Annotated in this window: 11 protein-coding genes and 2 pseudogenes; 3 read left to right on the top strand and 10 right to left on the bottom strand. The window is 71.7% G+C overall.

Features of this window, described 5'->3' with window-relative positions:
- Positions 1 to 487: pseudogene (locus ACY34I_RS32645) on the top strand (transcription termination factor Rho); the annotation flags it as partial.
- A gap of 124 nt (positions 488 to 611) precedes the next feature.
- On the opposite strand, the gene ACY34I_RS32640 reads toward ACY34I_RS32645, so the two are convergent.
- The 6 genes and pseudogenes from ACY34I_RS32640 to ACY34I_RS32615 all read right to left on the bottom strand — a co-directional run.
- Positions 612 to 1,100 (bottom strand): hypothetical protein, encoded by a 489-nt coding sequence (locus tag ACY34I_RS32640; protein ID WP_462759029.1) that lies wholly within the window; start codon positions 1,098 to 1,100, stop codon positions 612 to 614.
- Positions 1,101 to 1,202: 102 nt separating this feature from the next.
- On the bottom strand, positions 1,203 to 2,600 hold the full coding sequence (locus ACY34I_RS32635; protein ID WP_462759028.1) for an N-acetylmuramoyl-L-alanine amidase: 1,398 nt from the start codon (positions 2,598 to 2,600) through the stop codon (positions 1,203 to 1,205).
- 188 nt (positions 2,601 to 2,788) lie between these two features.
- On the bottom strand, positions 2,789 to 3,826 hold the full coding sequence (locus ACY34I_RS32630; RefSeq protein WP_462759027.1) for a DmpA family aminopeptidase: 1,038 nt from the start codon (positions 3,824 to 3,826) through the stop codon (positions 2,789 to 2,791).
- Between the two features lie 284 nt (positions 3,827 to 4,110).
- On the bottom strand, positions 4,111 to 5,364 hold the full coding sequence (locus ACY34I_RS32625; protein ID WP_462759026.1) for an RNA polymerase sigma factor: 1,254 nt from the start codon (positions 5,362 to 5,364) through the stop codon (positions 4,111 to 4,113).
- Between the two features lie 22 nt (positions 5,365 to 5,386).
- Positions 5,387 to 5,728, bottom strand: coding sequence for a YciI family protein (locus tag ACY34I_RS32620; protein ID WP_255472537.1), 342 nt, complete (start codon positions 5,726 to 5,728; stop codon positions 5,387 to 5,389).
- Between the two features lie 160 nt (positions 5,729 to 5,888).
- Positions 5,889 to 6,662 (bottom strand): annotated as a pseudogene (locus tag ACY34I_RS32615) (ThuA domain-containing protein); the annotation flags it as partial.
- A gap of 242 nt (positions 6,663 to 6,904) precedes the next feature.
- Between ACY34I_RS32615 and ACY34I_RS32610 the strand changes: the two are divergent.
- Positions 6,905 to 7,834, top strand: a complete 930-nt coding sequence (locus tag ACY34I_RS32610) for a hypothetical protein (protein WP_462759025.1) — start codon at positions 6,905 to 6,907, stop codon at positions 7,832 to 7,834.
- A 12-nt stretch (positions 7,835 to 7,846) separates the two neighbouring features.
- On the opposite strand, the gene ACY34I_RS32605 is transcribed toward ACY34I_RS32610, so the two are convergent.
- Entirely contained in the window at positions 7,847 to 8,407 is a 561-nt protein-coding gene (locus ACY34I_RS32605; protein WP_462759024.1) for a GNAT family N-acetyltransferase, read from the bottom strand.
- Positions 8,408 to 8,800: 393 nt separating this feature from the next.
- Here ACY34I_RS32605 and ACY34I_RS32600 point away from each other — a divergent pair, with 393 nt between their 5' ends.
- The gene (locus ACY34I_RS32600) at positions 8,801 to 14,290 is read left to right on the top strand and encodes an ATP-binding protein (RefSeq protein WP_462759023.1); all 5,490 of its coding nucleotides are present in this window, start codon (positions 8,801 to 8,803) and stop codon (positions 14,288 to 14,290) included.
- Between the two features lie 152 nt (positions 14,291 to 14,442).
- Here the strand turns inward: ACY34I_RS32600 and ACY34I_RS32595 are convergent, their stop codons facing one another.
- The 3 genes from ACY34I_RS32595 to ACY34I_RS32585 all read right to left on the bottom strand — a co-directional run bounded on the left by ACY34I_RS32595 (position 14,443) and on the right by ACY34I_RS32585 (position 17,144).
- Complete coding sequence (locus ACY34I_RS32595; RefSeq protein ID WP_148802354.1) at positions 14,443 to 15,186, bottom strand: SDR family NAD(P)-dependent oxidoreductase; 744 nt, start codon at positions 15,184 to 15,186, stop codon at positions 14,443 to 14,445.
- A gap of 84 nt (positions 15,187 to 15,270) precedes the next feature.
- Positions 15,271 to 16,131 (bottom strand): GNAT family N-acetyltransferase, encoded by an 861-nt coding sequence (locus ACY34I_RS32590; RefSeq protein WP_462759022.1) that lies wholly within the window; start codon positions 16,129 to 16,131, stop codon positions 15,271 to 15,273.
- A 134-nt stretch (positions 16,132 to 16,265) separates the two neighbouring features.
- Entirely contained in the window at positions 16,266 to 17,144 is an 879-nt protein-coding gene (locus tag ACY34I_RS32585; RefSeq protein ID WP_462759021.1) for an alpha/beta fold hydrolase, read from the bottom strand.
- Positions 17,145 to 17,218: the final 74 nt, after the last annotated feature.

Here is a 17,218-nt window from a genome sequence, read left to right as displayed (position 1 = left end):
ACTGACTCGGCTCGGCCGCGCCTACAACCTCTCCGTCCGCTCGGCCGGCCGTACGCTCTCGGGTGGGGTCGACGCCGCCGCGCTCAACCCGCCCAAGCGGCTGCTCGCCGCTGCCCGCAAGGCCGAGGAAGGCGGCTCGCTGACCATCCTCGCGTCCGCGCTGGTGGAGACCGGCTCCGCCGCCGACACGCTCATCTACGAGGAATTCAAGAGCACCGGCAACGCCGAGTTGCGGTTGGATCGGACGCTCGCCGACCGGCGCACCTATCCGGCCGTCGACGTCCGCGCCTCCGGTACGCGACGCGACGAGCTGTTGTTGAGCGACGGCGAGCGGCACGTTCTGCGTGGCCTGCGATCCGCGCTGTCCCAGCTGGATCGCCAGCCGGCCCTCGACCAACTGCTTCACCAGCTGGCCACCACTCGTGGCAACCTGGACTTCCTCGCCCGGCTGGGCGCCGCCGTCCGCAGCGATGATCGACTGCCCTGACCACACCGGGAAACGACCGACCGGCTGCCCCCAGCTGCCTGGCGGGCGGAACCCAGGCTGTGCCGGGGCAACCCACCGGACACACGCGCGGCCGCGTCCGACGAGGCCACCCGATCGGGACCGACTAGATCGTCTCGTCGAGGTGGTCGCTCCAGACGGCAGCCGCCTCCTCATGGGAGTCGACGCCGGCGAAGAACGCCTGAGCCAACGCGGCGTAGTCCGGCTGCTGCACGCCGGTGACCTCGACGAACTTCGGCCGGTGCACGGCGAAGCCAGTCGAGCTCTGTCGCGGGCGGTACGGGACAGCGACCTTGAATGACCCGCTGCCCGCGTAGTCGACGGCCTCGACGATCAGTGCGTCGGTCCGTCCCGTGTCGAGGTGCACGTACCCGTCGACCACCAGAACCGCGCGTGCTGACTCGTGTTCGTTGTTCTGCAGCGCGCCCTGGCCACGCCGAGCGGACTCCCCGAGGTCGTCGGTGACGAAACGGTCCATGCCCCGGCTCCCGTCGACCTGCTCGTAGCCGAGCAGCGGCGTCAAGGTGTCGCCGTCGGACACACACCAGATCCCGTGGGCAGCAAAGAACCCGGCCAACTCAGCGGTCGCCTGCATGGCGGACAGCATGCCAGCAATGCGTATCCGATGCTGTCCCGTGGTGGCGCGTGGCCGTCGCCTCGACATTTCGCTGCCGAGGCGACGGACGCGCAGCCGGATCTAGCAGCGTGGCACGTTCGGGATGAAGCCGTTGTACCCGGTCAGCACGTACGCGTCGGAGACGTAGCGGTTGGTGCCGATCCGGTTCCAGATGTTGCTGGTGCCGTAGGTGCCGGTCACGGTGGTGCCGGTGGTCTGGCAGTAGATGCTGACAGTCGCGCCGTTGGCGACGGAGCCGACGATGGCGTAGCTGGTCCCGGGCCCGGAGCGGACGTTGAGGGTCCCGCTGCCACCGGTGTTGACCGTGCCGCTGCCGATGCCGGTCACGCCGTTGACCAGCTGCATGTAGTAGGTCCAGTTCCAGTTCGGGCCGGGATCGGTGTGCGTCGCCCCCGGCACCTCGATGTGACCGATGATGTGCGAGCGGTCCTTCGGGATGCCGTACTTGTTGGCGAGGTTGCGGGTCAGCGCGGCGGACGCGCGGTACATGGCGTCGGTGAACCAGCTGGCGTCGTCGACGTAGCCTTCGTGCTCGATCCCGATGGACTGGGTGTTGTAGGTCCAGTTGCCGGCGTGCCAGGCGATGTCCTTCTCCCGGACTGACTGGGTGACCGCTCCGTCGGAGGAGCGGAACGTGTAGTGCGCGCTCACCTTGGCCGACGGGTTCTGGAACCAGCTGATCGACCCGGCGTAGGAGCCCTGGGTGACGTGGATGACCACGTAGTTGATCCGGTAGTCGGAGGGGCGGTTGGCCACCGTGTAGTTGCCGGAGTAGGCGGGGGCCCAGGCGGCGGGGCCGTAGTCGGTGCTCATGGTGCCGACGCCACCCGTGCCCAGGGCCGCCACCCGGGCCAGTTCGCCCCGCTGCGGTACGACCCGCCGCCCGGTGACGGTCACCGTGCCGCCGCGGGTGGCGGTGAATCCGGCGGAGAGCAGGTCGTAGACGGTGTCCGCGTAGAGTCGGGCGACGGCCGGGTCCGTCGCGCCGCCGTACCGGACGACCGAGCCGTACCACCGGCCGACGTCCTTGCGGTCGGCGGCGGTCAGGCCGGCCCGGTCGGCGTACGACCGCAGCACGGCGGCGGCTCCGGTGACGTTGGCGGCCGTGTCGGTGCGCAGTACCGTCTGGTCGAGTCCGGTCAGCGTGGCCGCTTCGTCGAGCGTGTGCAGGGTGGGGTTGCTGGTGAGGTGCATCAGGCCGTAGCCACCCGACGCGCTCGGTGCGCCGCCGTGCCCGTCCAGCCGGGTCTCGGCGTAGCCGAGCGCGACGAGCAGGTCACGGGGCACGTCGTACCGCGCGGCGGCGGTGGCGAAGGCGGCGCTGAGTGGGCTGGCCACGTCCGGTGCGGCGAGGGCGGGCCCAGCGGCCAGGGCGGGCTGGGCGGACAGGCCGAGGGTCAGGATCAGCAGGCCGCCGACCAGGCGAGTTGGTCGGCGCAGCGGGAACCGAAGGCGCACGGTAGCTCCTTTCCGGATGACCGGATGTGTCCGATCAGGGAAGCCGGGTGGGCGCACCGTACACTGTGATGTCTATCGATGTAAAGTTCCTACGGTGAGGACGGCCGCCACGGCGGAAACCTGCGCCGGGACGGCCGGCCTGGGTGGCATCGGCGGGCCCGGCAGCGGGGCTCAGCCCGCCGCCCTGTCTAGGAACGCCGCCCGGCGCGCAGCAGTTCCGCCACCCGCGCGTTCGGAAGCCCGGGTACGTGGTGGCCGTCGCGGCCGGTCATGTCGGTGGCCGCGACGAGGGCGTTGACGACGGCTTCCTCGACGGCCTGTACACACGCCTCGTAGAACGGATCAAGGTGGCCCCACGGGACGAAGGCGAGCTGTTCCAGCCGTTCCGTGGACGAGTCGGGGTAGCGGCTGGCGAGCGCGCCAGGGTTCGCGGTGGAGAAGGCCAGAAACAGGTCGCCGGAGAAGTGCGACCCGCTGGTGCCGGTGCGGGCCAGGCCCAGCGGCACGCGCCGCGCCAGCGCCGCGCACTGACCGGGCAGCAGCGGCGCGTCGGTGGCGACGACGGCGATCACCGACCCGGCCCCCGGCGGCTGGGCACCGCCCGGCATCGGCACCTCGTCGGCGAGCAGCCGCCCGACGGGTACGCCGGCCAGCGTCAACTCGCGACGTGCCCCGAAGTTCGCCTGCACCAGCACGCCGAGGGTGTACGTGCCGCCGGCGAAGCGGACGACCCGCGAGGCGGTGCCGGTGCCGCCCTTGAAGTCGTAGCACGTCATTCCCGTGCCGCCGCCGACCGATCCTTCCCGCACCGGGCCGCTGGTGGCGGCGTCGAGTGCCGCGACGACGGTCGCGGGCCGGACGTGGTCGCCGTTGATGTCGTTGAGCCGGCCGTCGAAGGTCTCGGCGACCACGGGCAGCAGCCAGGCGTCGGTGCCGGGCCGCTCGCGCAGCATCCAGTCGATGACGCCTCGGTGGCCCGCGCCGACCGCGTGCGTGTTGGTCAGGACGATGGGCGTGGACAGGATCCCGCTCTCGGCGATCCACGCGGTGCCGGTCATCTCACCGTTGCCGTTGAGGACGTGCACGCCGGCGGCGCAGCCGTCCCCGACGCCGGAGCGCCCGCGCGGCAGGATCGCGGTCACCCCGGTGCGGACGGGTCCGTGCCCGACCCGCAGCGGCCCGTCGCCGGCGATGAGCGTCCGCATCCCCACCTCGACGCCGGGCACGTCGGTGATGGCGCCTAGCGGTCCACTCGTCCCGTGCCGGGGGAAGCCGATTGCTTCGGCTCGCTGTCCCGCCGCCCTCTGCCCGCCCTGCTGCTCCACCCGGTCAGCCCCTCCGCTGAGAGTCACGCGGTCCGCCGGCAGCCGCCGAACGGTGACGCCGCCGAGTGTAGGGGCGCTGCTCAGAGCGCCGCTCACTGTCTGGTCGCCAGCGGCCAGGTCGACGGGCGCGACGCTGGGGCGGTCGGCCGCTGGCACCATGACCGGGACGCGGACGCCGCGATGTTTCAGCCGGATTGTTCGACCGCGTCGAGCTTGCGCCGCAGGAGAGCGCGTTCGGGCTCGGTGCCGGCCAGCGCGAGCGCCTCCGCGTACGCCGCCGCAGCCTCGGTGTTGCGCCCCAGCCGGTGCAGCAGCTCCGCGCGGGCGGCCGGATAGGGATGGTGGCCGCGCAGCTGGGGCTCACCGGACAGCGCGTCGAGCAGCGCCAGGCCGGCCTGCGGCCCGTCCCGCATGGCCACCGCGACGGCCCGGTTCAGCGCGACGACCGGTGACGGCGTCAACGCGTGCAGCACCTCGTACAGCGCCACGATCTGCGGCCAGTCCGTGCTGGCGAAGTCGACCGCCTCGTCGTGCAGGGCGGCGATCGCGGCCTGCACCCCGTACGGCCCGGGCGGCCCGCCGGTCAGCGCGACCTCGACCAGGCCGCGGCCCTCCTCGATCATCGTGCGGTCCCACCGGCCGCGGTCCTGCTCCTCCAGCAGCACCAGCGCGCCGTCCGGGCAGCTGCGTGCCTCCCGTCGGGCATGGACCAGCAGCATCAGCCCGAGCAGGCCCGCGATCTCCCGCTCGTTGGGCAGCAGGCGGCGCAGGATCGACGCCAGCCGGATGGCTTCCTCGGCCAGGTCCAGCCGTTGCAGGCTGGGTCCGGAGCTCGCCGCGTATCCCTCCGTGAAGATCGAATAGATGGCCTGGAGCACCACCGGCAGCCGCTCGGGCAGCTCGTCCACGGCCGGCACCCGGAACGGGATCCGCGCCTCGCGGATCTTCTTCTTCGCCCGCGTGATCCGCTTCGCCATCGTCTCGAGCGGCACGAGGAAGGCCCGCGCCACCTCCGGCGTGCTCAGCCCGGCCAGGCAGCGCAGGGTCAACGCCACCCGGTCCTCGGCGGGCAGCGCCGGGTGGGCGCAGGTGAAGAACAGCTGCAGCCGCTCGTCCGGCAGCTCGCCGTCGGCGTCCGCGGGTGGGGCGGGGCCGGCCCGCTCCGCCTCCACCTGCAGCAACGCCAGCCGTGCGGCGTACGCGCGGTCGCGGCGCAGCCGGTCGACGGCCTTGCGTCGCGCCGTGGTCATCAACCAGGCCCCCGGCTTCGGCGGGACGCCGTCGACCGGCCAGTGCGCCAGCGCCGCCTCGACCGCCTCGGCGGCCGCCTCCTCGGCGAGGTCGAGGTCGCCGAAGCGGCGGACGAGCGCCGCCAGCAGGCGGCCGTGTTCCTCGCGGAACACGGCCTCCACCGACGCCGACGGCGACTCGTCCGTCATCCCCGGGCCAGTGGCCGCCATCTCAGCCCCCGAAGTCGGCCACCGGCCGCACCACGACGGATCCGCCCCCACGGGCGCCCGGGCAGCGGGCGGCCCAGTCCAGAGCGACGTCCAGGTCCGGCACGTCGATCACGTAGAAGCCGCCGAGCACCTCGCGGCTCTCGGCGAACGGCCCGTCGGTCACGATCTGCCGGCCGTCCGGCCCGACCCGCACCGCCGTGGCGGTGACCAGGTCCGCCAGGGACTCCCCGGAGACGAAGATCCCCGCGTCCCGCATCTGCTTGTCGTAGGCCATCCAGTCCTGGACCTCACACCCGGCGGCCTGCCCGTCCTCGTCGGCCGCGCCGGCGTTGATCAGCAGCATGTACTTCACGTCGAACTCCTCGATATCCCGTTGTCCGGGTACGGCGGGCCGCCGTACGCCATGACCACGGATGGGGCATGGCCGGATGGACACGCTCGACAGGAATTTTCTCGCGGTGGCGCTGCGCCGACCACGGGACGGACGGCGGGACCGCTGCTCAGCCGGTCTCGGGGCGGCAGTCGGCCTTCGTCCGGCCGGCCGCGTAGCGGATTCCGCCGAGCAGGTGGGCCCGGAACGCCTCCTCACTGTAGGAGGTTTGGGTGTGCCCGCCGCCGGTGTAGAAGGCCCGGCCGCCGGCGTACGTCTTGCACCAGGCGTGCGGGTGGTCCGCGCCCATCGAGCCGCCGGAGTACGACGACTCGTCGAGGGTGGCCAGCACGTGGGCGGTGGAGCGGGCATTAGTGCGGTAGTTGTACCACTCGTCGGTGCGGGTCCAGGTCGGGCCGAGGTGGGCGGTCGCGGCGTGCGCCCGGTCTTCCACCTTGATGGTGGCCTGTTGGATGGCCGGGTGGGAGGCGAACCAGGCGCCGACCAGGTTGCCGTAGAACGGCCAGTCGTACTCGGTGTCGGCGGCGGAGTGCACCCCGACGAAGCCGCCGCCGGCGCCGATGTACGCCTCGAAAGCGGTCTGCTGGGTGGGGTCGAGCACGTCGCCGGTGGTGTTGAGGAAGACCACCGTCTCGTACCTGGCGAGGTTGGCCGCGGTGAACTGCGTGGCGTTCTCGGTGGCGGTGACGGTGAAGTTGTTGGCCGCGCCGAGGTCGCGGATGGCGTGGATGCCGGCCGGGATGGAGTCGTGCCGGAAGCCGGCGGTCTTGGAGAAGACCAGCACGTCGTAGGGGGCCTCGGCGGCCGCCGGTGTGACCGGGGTGGTGCAGGCGAGAGTGGCGAGAACAGCGGCGGCCGCGCCGAGGGCGGGTCGGAGGCGCCTCATCGCGGGGTCCCTTCTGGTTGGCACCGGCGTGGCAGGTCCACCGGTGGGCCGGGGCGCGGTCAGCGGAGTTGTTGCCGGCGATGTCGAGGCACTTGCCCGACTGCGGAGGAACGTCCCGTCAGTATGCGCCGCCCGGTTTCTGGACGCTGTTGCGGCGGACCGGACGACTAACCTGACGTCGTGACGACAGCCACGCCGACGGCGACATCGCCCCTGAGAGGTGCCGACAGGCAGGCGACGACATGACCGGCGACAGCGAGGAAGCCCGCCCTGGCCTGGCGCCCGGTGCCCGCAGTCCGGTGGGCACCATGTTCGCGGCCCTGTACGGCGAGCTGGCGCCGCATCCGTGGCGGGACCCGGACGCCGACCCGGATGCGTACATCTTGTTCCACGACCGGTCGCTTGCCATGGGCTGGCTTCAGCAGGGCGCCGGCGGCATGCTGGAAGCCGCCGGGGTGCAGGTTCCGGGCCTGCGCGACCTGCTGATCTATCACGACAGCGCCACGGGGAGGACCGCCGGGGGCGTCGAGGAGAGCGAGGTCGGGGCGACGGGCCTGTGGGGCATGAACGACGCTGGGCAGGATCACCCGGGCGCTGCTCCCGACGCGTCGCTGGTCGCGTGGTTCCAGGTGGGGGTCGAACCGGTGCCCGGTGATCGGCCGCTGCCGGTGCAGCCGTTCCTCCGCGGCGCGGGTGACGTGGCGGCGCGCATCGGCACCCTGAGCTTGCAGGCGGTGCAGGTGTTGTTGCCCGTCCAGGGCCTTGACCCTGGGTCGCGTCCGGATTACGCCCCGATGCCTTCGGTCGGCACCGCTCGGTGGTTCGGCGGTGGTGACCCGCGGTCGAGGACGCCGGTGCGGGTTACGCTGGACAGCGGGCAAGTTGCATCCGTCCCCGAGGCGGCGCCGCGGATGCGGGAGCAGATGCGCCGACTGGAGCAGGACGTGTTCGGGTGCGAGTCGTATTCCTTGGCCGATCACGAGCCGCGGACGATGCGGCCGCCGTTCGACGACAGCTTCTGGAACGGCCCTTCGCTGCACCGGGCTACCTTCCACGGGACGCTCGCCGAGTGGTCGCTGGATGCGCTCGGCTGGCTGGGCGGCTTCCTCGCCGACCTGAGCGCCTGGCACGGGGTCACCACCCCGCTGCTGTTCACGGTCAGCCGGAGGTAACGCAGCTGACGCCTATCGGCGCTGCTCCCAGTCGGTGCGGGTGAGTTCGTACTCGACTTCGCCGTGCTCGGAGCCTTCGATCGCCTCGGGCCAGTCGCCGGTGAAGGTACGCAGGAACGACAGGCCCGCCTTCTCCATCACCCGCCGGGATCCGGTGTTGACCGCCATGGTGTTCGCGGTCACCCGCTGCACGCCGAGGTCGGTGAACCCCTTCTCGATCAGGGCGCGCGATCCCTCCGTGGCGTAGCCCTTGCCCCAGGCGGCCTTGTTCAGCCGGTAGCCGAGTTCGACCACGGCAGGGCTGTGCTCGTCGAGGGGACGGAACTCGAACCAGCCCAGGAACGTCCCGGTGTCCTTCTCCTCGGCGGCCCAGTAGCCGCGGGTATCGAAGCACGGGTAGTCGTGCAGGAGCCGCGGCAGAGTGCGCGTCTGGATGGTCTCGCGACTTGTCGGCCGGCCACCGTTGATGAAACGCATCACCTCGGGGTCGCCGTCCAGGGCGACCAGGTGGTCGACGTCCGTGTCGGTGAACGGGCGCAGCACGAGCCGCTCGGTTTCCAGGAAGACACCCACGCCGCGATCTTCGCTACCGTCGGGTCGGTCCCGCCACTCGATATTCGCAGCAGGCCGTTGCGGGCCGGCCGAGGCGTGGAGGGATCGTCGTTCTGACGCTGGGTGAGCTGTGGGCTACGGCTGGTTCGTGGGAATCAGCCGGTGCGGCCGTTTGGCATGGGTTTGACCGATGACGTGCCGGGCCTGGCGCTCGTCACGGCGTTGAAACCGAAATGTCTAGAAGTTGGCGGGTGTCCACAACTGAAGTTGGTGGCTTTCCACAACGTTCGCCGTCCCCAGGTGGTGGGTCCGGCGATTTGCCTACCGACCAGTAGCCGTGAAAGTTGTTGACGGGGACCCCTGCCCGGAGGGAGCCCCCGTCACGTCCTGCACGCACTTTGGGAGGCTTACTCGGTGTTCAGCCGCATCGCCATCGTCAACCGGGGAGAGGCCGCCATGCGGCTGATCCACGCCGTTCGCGAGCTCAACGCCGAGACCGGGGCCCCGCCGATCGAGACCATCGCCCTCTACACCGACGCCGAGCGCGCCGCCACCTTCGTCCGCGAGGCGGACGACAGCTACTGCCTCGGGCCCGCGTCGACGCGCCCGTATCTGAACCACAGCGTCCTCGAACGCGCGCTGGTCGAGACGCGTGCGGACGCCGCGTGGGTGGGCTGGGGCTTCGTCGCCGAGGACCCGGCGTTCGCCGAACTCTGCGAGAAGATCGGGGTCACCTTCATCGGTCCGAGCGCCACGGCGATGCGCGAGCTCGGTGACAAGATCGGCGCGAAGCTGATCGCCGAGGAGGTCGGCGTCCCGGTGGCGCCGTGGAGCCGCGGCGCGGTGGAGAGTCTGGACGCGGCCAAACGCGCGGCGGCCGAGATCGGCTACCCGCTGATGCTCAAGGCGACCGCGGGCGGCGGCGGCCGGGGCATCCGGGTCGTCCGCAGCGAGGAGGAGCTCACCGAGGCCTACGAGCGCACGAGCCTGGAGGCCGAGCGTGCGTTCGGTAGCGGCGTGGTGTTCCTGGAACGCCTGGTCACCGGCGCGCGGCACGTCGAGGTGCAGGTCATCGCCGACGGTCAGGGCACCGCGTGGGCGCTGGGTGTCCGGGACTGCTCGGTGCAGCGGCGCAACCAGAAGGTCATCGAGGAGTCCTCCTCCCCCGTGCTCACGCCCGAGCAGACCCGCGAGCTGAAGGCGGCGGCCGAGCGGCTCGCGCTGGCCGTGGACTACCGCGGCGCCGGCACCGTCGAGTTCCTCTACCACCCGGGCGACCAGCTGTTCGCCTTCCTCGAGGTCAACACCCGACTTCAGGTCGAGCACCCGATCACCGAGGCCACCACCGACTTCGACCTGGTCAAGGCGCAGATCCACGTGGCCGCCGGCGGGCGGCTCGGCGAACGGATCCCGGCCGAGGCCGGACATGCCGTCGAGGCCAGGCTCAACGCCGAGGACCCTGACCGGGACTTCGCGCCGTCGCCCGGCCGGATCGTCCGGCTGGCGCTGCCCAGCGGCCCCGGCATCCGGGTGGACACCGGGGTCAGCGAGGGCGACCTGATCCCCGCCGACTTCGACTCGATGATCGCCAAGATCATCGCCTACGGCCGTACCCGCGACGAGGCGCTCGGCCGGCTGCGCCGCGCGGTCGCCGAGACCACGGTGATCATCGAGGGCGGCGCCACCAACAAGAGCTTCCTGCTCGACCTGCTCGACCAGCCCGAGGTGATCGACGGCAGCGCGGACACCGGCTGGATCGACCGGGTTCGCGCGCAGGGCCGCCTGGTCACCACCACGCACTCCGGCATCGCGCTGGCCGCGGCCGCGATCGAGGCGTACGAGGACGAAGCGCTCGTCGAGCGGCAGCGGCTGCTGTCCACCGCGCACGGCGGCCGCCCGCAGGTGCAGCACGAGAGCGGCCGCCCGATCGACCTCAAGCTTCGCGGCGCCAGCTACCGGGTGACCGTCGCGCAGACCGGGCCGCGCCGGTTCCGCGTCGGCATCGGGGAAGCCTCCACCGTGGACGTCGAACTCGACCGGTTCGACGAGCACACCGGCCGGATCCTGGTCAACGGCCGACGCTACCGCCTCGTCACCGACACGCACGGGCCCATCCACCTGGTCGAGGTGGACGGCGTCACGCACCGGGTCAGCCGCGACGAGGGCGGCGTGCTGCGCTCCCCCGCCCCCGCGCTGGTCGTCGCCACCCCGCTCGAAGTGGGCGACGAGGTCGAGGCGGGCGCGCCCGTGCTCGTCCTGGAGAGCATGAAGATGGAGACCGTGCTGCGCGCGCCGTTCAAGGCGAAGCTGCGGGAATGCCAGGTCTCCGTCGGCAGCCAGGTGGAGGCCGGCGCGCCGCTGCTGCGCCTGGAACCGATCGGCGACGAAACCGCCGGCGCGGCCGCCGAAACCGAAGCCGTCGACCTGGAGCTGCCGCCCGAGCCGACCGGCCTGTCCGCCGAGGCCCGCGTCGCGCGCGGCATCGCCGACCTGCGCAGCCTGCTGCTCGGCTACGACCTCGACCCCCGTGACGAACGCCGGGCGCTGTCCAACTACCTGGCGGCGCGGGCCGAGCTCGGCCACCGCCCGCTCGAGGAGGAGGTCGAGCTGCTGCAGGTGTTCGCCGACCTGTCGGAGCTGAGCCGCAACCGGCCGGTCGGCGAGGAAACCAAGGCCGACACCCGGGTGCACAGCCCGCGCGAATACTTCCACGCGTACCTGCAGTGCCTCGACGTCGAGCGCGCCGCGCTGCCGGACACCTTCCGCAACCGGCTCGCCCGGGTGCTCGCCCACTACGGTGTCAACGACTTCGAGCGCACGCCCGCGCTGGAAGAGGCCGTGTTCCGGATCTTCCTGGCGCAACGACGGACCTCGGCCGATGTCTCGGTGATCGTCACGTTCCTGCAGCAGTGGCTGACCGAGCCACTGCCCGGCGACGACCTGCGCGAGCTGGTCGGGCAGGCGCTGGAGCACCTGATCTTCGCGACCCAGCTCCGGTTCCCGGTGGTCGGCGACCTGGCCCGCAGCATCGTGTTCCGCTGGGCCGCCCAGCCGATGCTGCGCCGCAAGCGCGCCGAGGTCTACGCGGGCGTCCGCGGCCACCTTCGCCACCTCGACGAGAACCCCAGCGCGCCCGACCGTGCCGAGCGGATCGCGAACATGGTCGCCTCGCCCGAACCTCTGGTCCGGCTGCTCGGTCAGCGCATCGGCAAGCCGGGCGCCGACCACGGGCCGATGCTCGAGGTGCTCAGCCGCCGCTATTACGGCAACCGCGGGGCGAGCGACGCGCGATCCGTCGAGGTGGCGGGGCATTCGTTCTTCACTGCCCAGTACGACCGCGACGGCGAGCGCTTCCGGCTGATCGCGGCGGCCACGGACTTCGGTGAGCTGCCCGCGGCCCTGGCGAAGGTCGCCCAACTGTCCGGCTCCAGCGACGGCTCTGGCTCGGCGCCGCGCCGTGACCCGGAGCTGTCGGTCGCCGACGTGTACCTGACCTGGGCCGACCAGCCCGGGACGGACGCGATGGCCGCGACCCTGCGGGAGATCGTCGACCGGGCCGGGCTGCTGGACGTGCTCCAGCGGGTGACGGTGTCGGTGGCCGGGCGCAACGGCACGCCGATGCACCACCAGTTCACGTTCCGGCCGGGCCTGGGCGAGGACCGGGTCATCCGCGGGCTGCACCCGCTGATCGCCGAGCGCCTGCAACTGTCGCGACTGCGGAACTTCGACCTGACCCGGCTGCCGTCGGCGGACGAAGAGGTCTACCTCTTCCATTGCGTCGCCCCGAACAACCCGGCCGACGAGCGGCTGGCGGCGATGGCCCAGGTCCGCGACCTGACCCCGCTGCGCGACGCCGACGGCCGGATCCTCGCGCTGCCCGCGGTCGAGGGCGCGCTGGACGCCTGTCTCGACGCGATCCGCAAGGTCCAGGCGCAGCGTCCCGCGAAGAAGCGGTTCGACACCAACCGGATCACCATCTACGTCTGGCCCCCGAACGACCTGACCATGGACGAGCTCGACGCCGTCGCCCAGCGGGTGCTGCCGATCACGGCCGGCGCGGGCCTGGAGGAGGTGCTGTTCCTCGGCCGCCAGCGCGACGGGGCCACCGGCGAACTCACCGACATCGCGGTCCAGATCTCCTACGACACGGGCATGCGGGTGTCGGTCACCGAGCCGACGGACGAGCCGATCCAGCCGCTCGACGACTACCGGCAGAAGGTGCTCTCGGCGCGGCGCCGCGGCACGACGTACCCGTACGAGCTGACCGAGATGCTGGCCGGCCAGCGCGGCACCTTCACCGAGTACGACCTGGACGACACCGGTGAGCTGGCCCCGGTCGAGCGCCCCAAGGGGCAGAACAAGGCGGGCATCGTCGCCGGTGTGGTGAGCACGCCGACGGAGCGGTATCCCGAAGGCGTCACGCGGGTGGTGCTGCTCGGCGACCCGACCAAGGCGCTGGGCGCGCTGGCTGAGCCGGAGTGCGCGCGGGTGATCGCGGCGCTCGACCTCGCCGAGCGGATGCGCGTACCGGTCGACTGGTTCGCGCTGTCCGCGGGCGCGCGGATCTCGATGAGCTCGGGCACCGAGAACATGGACTGGGTGGCCGCGGCGCTCAAGCGGATCGTGGAGTTCACCCAGCAGGGCGGCGAGATCAACATTGTGGTCGCCGGGATCAACGTGGGCGCCCAGCCGTACTGGAACGCCGAAGCCACGATGCTCATGCACACCAAGGGGATCCTGGTGATGACCCCGGACTCGGCGATGGTGCTGACCGGCAAGCAGTCACTGGACTTCTCCGGCGGGGTGTCGGCCGAGGACAACTTCGGCATCGGCGGCTACGACCGGGTGATGGGCCCCAACGGCCAGGCCCAGTACTGGGCGCCGGACCTGCGGGCCGCCCGCAACGTGCTGATGACGCACTACGACCACACCTACATCGCGCCCGGCGAGACCCGGCCGCGCCGGGCCGTCACGTCCGACCCGGTCGACCGCGACATCTCCGACTACCCGCATGCGGTGCCGGACAGCGATTTCACGACCGTCGGCGAGATCTTCTCCCGGGAGCGCAACCCCGACCGGAAGAAGGCGTTCGACATCCGTACGCTGATGCGGGCCCTGGCCGACCAGGATCACGCGATTCTGGAGCGCTGGGCGGGCATGGCCGACGCGGAGACCGCGGTGGTGCAGGACGTGCACCTCGGCGGCGTCCCGGTGTGCCTGCTCGGCATCGAGTCCCGGTCGGTGCCGCGGCGCGGCTTCCCGCCCACCGACGGCCCGGACACCTACACCGCGGGCACCCTGTTCCCGCGCTCGTCTAAGAAGGCCGCGCGGGCGATCAACGCGGCCAGCGGGAACCGGCCGCTGGTCGTGCTGGCGAACCTGTCCGGGTTCGACGGTTCGCCGGAGTCGATGCGCCAGTTGCAGCTGGAGTACGGCGCGGAGATCGGTCGGGCGATCGTGAACTTCGAAGGGCCGATCGTGTTCTGCGTGATCTCGCGGTATCACGGCGGCGCGTTCGTGGTGTTCTCCAAGGCGCTCAACCCGAACATGACCGTGCTCGCCGTGGAGGGCTCGTTCGCGTCCGTCATCGGCGGGGCGCCCGCGGCGGCCGTGGTGTTCGCCGGTGACGTCAACGCGCGCACGGCGAAGGATCCGCGGGTGGCCGAACTGGAGGCGCGCGTCGCGGCGGCGACCGGCGGGGAGCGGGCGGCACTGGTCACGCAGCTCATGGACGTCCGGGCCACGGTGCGGGCGGAGAAGCTGGGCGAGGTGGCCGCCGAGTTCGACGGCGTGCACAGCATCCAGCGCGCGGTCGAGGTCGGCTCGGTGGACGCCATCATCCGGCCGGAGGAGCTGCGGCCGCAGATCATCGCGGCGGTCGAGCGCGGCCTCGCCACCGCGTAACCTCGGGCCTCTCCTCACCTGACTTGTGAGGGCAGACCGAATGCCGGGCCGGGGCGTTGCCCCGGCCCGGCGATCCGGTTCGTCAGCGCCCTGCTGCCCGAGGGCCAGGGCCGATGGCGTCGCCCGCCGGCGAGGCACGGCGACGGTTCCGGTCAGATGGCGAACCCGCCGTCGACGTCGATGGTCGCGCCGGTGAGGTATCGGCTGTCCTCGCGGGCCAGGAACGCGACCGCCGCCGCGATGTCCGCCGGCTCGGCGTACTGACCCAGCGCGGTGAAGCCCCTGATGGCCTCGGCGTAGGGGCCGTCGGCGGGATTCGCATCGGTATCGGTCGGGCCGGGGTTGATCAGGTTCACGGTGATCCCGCGTGGCCCCAGGTCGCGGCCGAGGCCCTTGGTGAGCCCGATGAGGGCGGTCTTGCTCAACGAGTACACGGAGTGGCCGGGGAACGCGGCACGCTGCGCCATGTTGCTGCCGATGTTGATGATCCGCCCGCCGCTGACCATGTGCCTGGCCGCGGCCTTCGACGTGACGAACGGCGCGCGGACGTTCACGGCGATGCTCAGGTCGAACTCCGCCAACCCGAGGTCGTCCACCGGTCCGGCGAGGTAGATCCCGGCGTTGTTGACCAGGATGTCGATGCGGCCGAATTCACCGACAACCTCGTCCACCGTCCGGGTCAGGGCGGCCGGGTCGGCGTTGTCGGCGCGGACCGCCAGTGCGCGCCGTCCCGCAGCCTTGATCTGCTCGACGACCTGTGCGGCCCGGTCGCCGTTCTGCTGGTAGGTCAGCGCGACATCGGCGCCGTCCGCGGCCAGGCGAAGGGCGACCGCCGCGCCGATGCCGCGGCTGCCGCCGGTTACCAGCGCTACTTTCCCGTCAAGAACGTTGCTCATGACGTCAAGCGTCGCCCGGTGGGCCCGGCCAGTCTGGCGGTGTCCGGACCTTGCGTTCCTCGTTCGGCCTCGACCCGGCGGCCGTCAGGCCAGAGCGGGCGACGGCACGGCCCGGCGCGCGTCCAGCAGGTCGACGCGGGTCGCCATGAAGACGTCCATGTCGGCCGTGCGCCATCCGGCTGCGAGCAGCGGACGAACAGCGGGGTGCGGCGCCGGCAGGCACACCTGCGCGTGACCCTCCACGCCGTCGAGGGCGGTGAGAGCCGCCAGCACGCCGTCGGCAGCCTGGGCGTCGGTGAGACGCGGATCCGAGGCCAGGTGCACCAGGCCGAAGCCAGCGCCCACCCCCGCTGCGGCGCCGGCCGCCCGCGGTTGGCCGTCAAGGGCCGCGACCAGCGCCAGGCCGTTCGGTCGCCGGGTCCAGGCGTGATGGTCGGCGGTGCGGTCGATGCCCGTCCAGCCCGCCTCGAACGCGCCGACCGCATCCGCCGACGACGGCTGGACGGTCCAACCAGCAGGCGGCCGCACGGTACGGGGATCCCCGGTGAGATACAGCAGCGGCCACCAAGCGTCCAGCCCGACGCTGGTGTAGAGCGGCAGCGCGTGTGGGTGCTGGCTGCTGAACGTCATCCGTGCGGTCGTCTGCTCGGGCCACAGTTGAGTGAGCAGGGCTCTGCCGCAGCCGCGACCGTGGTGCGCCGGGTCGACGAACAGGTCGCACAGCATCGAGGTCACGCCGGCGATTTCCCGGGTCGCACCGAAGCCGATGATTTCGTCATCATCGATCGCGACGGCGATCTGCCCGTACCGCAGCAGGTGCTCGACGTACGCGGGGTCGACCCCGGTCCATTCGCCTCGCTGACCCGCCACCTCGGCGACCCGCGCGATGGCATCGAGATCACCAGGGGTGGCACCGCGAACCATCGGGCCAGGAGGTGTCGTCATCCGTCACATCCTGCCTCAGTGGGCCTGAAGAGCGCTGGCGATGGCCACGTGCGCGGCGGTCCCGCCGAGGATGCTGAGCAGGGCATTGCGCCGCCACAGGTGCAGGCCGACGGTGACGCCCAGCAGGGCGTTCCCTAACGTACGAGAAGCGAACGCAGGATCTTGATGACCTCTGTCGGTGCCTCCTCGGCCATGAAGTGCCCCGCGGATGTGGTGTGGTGCTCCAGGTTCGGGGCCCAGGCCCGCCACAACGCGGCGGCGTCGTAGCCCAGCGCCGCTCCCCAGTCCTGCTGGACGACGGCGACGGGCATGGCCAGCCGGTTTCCGGCGGCCCGGTCGGCCCGGTCGTGCTCGATGTCGACGCCGGCCGAGGCGCGGTAGTCGGCGACGATGGAGTCGACGGCCTCGCGCGAGGCCGTCAGGTATGCCGCGCGCACGTCGGCGGGGATGGTCTGCGGGTTCTGGGCCCACACGTCGAGGAAGTAGCCGAAGAAGGCGTCCGCGCTCGCGCTGATCATCTGCTCGGGCAGGCCCGCTGGCTGGGCCATCAGGTACAGGTGGAAGGCGACCGCCGCGCTGGCCCCGTGCAGGATGTCCCACATGTCCAGGGTTGGCAGCACGTCGAGTGCGGCCAGGTGGGTGATCGTGTCGGGGTGGTCGAGGCCGGCGCGGATGGCCACGAGGGCACCACGATCGTGACCAGCGAGGGCGAAGCGTTCGTGGCCGAGCTTGCGGGCGAGGGTGACGATGTCGGCGGCCATGGTGCGCTTGGCGTACGTGTCGGCGCGGTGTGCGGCGGGTTTGTCGCTGGCGCCGTAGCCGCGTAGGTCGGGGCAGATCACGGTGTGGTCGGCGGCCAGGTCGACGGCGACGTGTCGCCACATGAGGTGGGTCTGCGGGAAGCCGTGCAGCAGCACGATCGGGGTGCCGGAGCCGCCCACCGCCGCGTGCAGCGTCACGTCGTCGTCGACCGTGAGGCGCTGGTAGTCGAACCCGGGGATGACAGGTGTCATGGTCTTCCTTTCTCCGTGGACTCGTTCAGCGTGCCGGCCGCGGATGAGCAACCGATGAGCGCGATACGTTGCTC

Source organism: Micromonospora sp. RTBAU3-60 (genome assembly GCF_054963695.1).
This window is presented reverse-complemented; position numbering and strand designations above follow the sequence as displayed.

Bases quoted from the DNA above. Each gene is read 5' to 3' on its own strand.
- ACY34I_RS32640 (WP_462759029.1), bottom strand. From the start codon at position 1,100: ATGCAGGCGACCGCTGAGTTGGCCGGGTTCTTTGCTGCCCACGGGATC.
- ACY34I_RS32625 (WP_462759026.1), bottom strand. From the start codon at position 5,364: ATGACGGACGAGTCGCCGTCGGCGTCGGTGGAGGCCGTGTTCCGCGAG.
- ACY34I_RS32620 (WP_255472537.1), bottom strand. From the start codon at position 5,728: ATGCTGCTGATCAACGCCGGCGCGGCCGACGAGGACGGGCAGGCCGCC.
- ACY34I_RS32610 (WP_462759025.1), top strand. From the start codon at position 6,905: ATGACCGGCGACAGCGAGGAAGCCCGCCCTGGCCTGGCGCCCGGTGCC.
- ACY34I_RS32595 (WP_148802354.1), bottom strand. From the start codon at position 15,186: ATGAGCAACGTTCTTGACGGGAAAGTAGCGCTGGTAACCGGCGGCAGC.
- ACY34I_RS32590 (WP_462759022.1), bottom strand. From the start codon at position 16,131: ATGACGACACCTCCTGGCCCGATGGTTCGCGGTGCCACCCCTGGTGAT.
- ACY34I_RS32585 (WP_462759021.1), bottom strand. From the start codon at position 17,144: ATGACACCTGTCATCCCCGGGTTCGACTACCAGCGCCTCACGGTCGAC.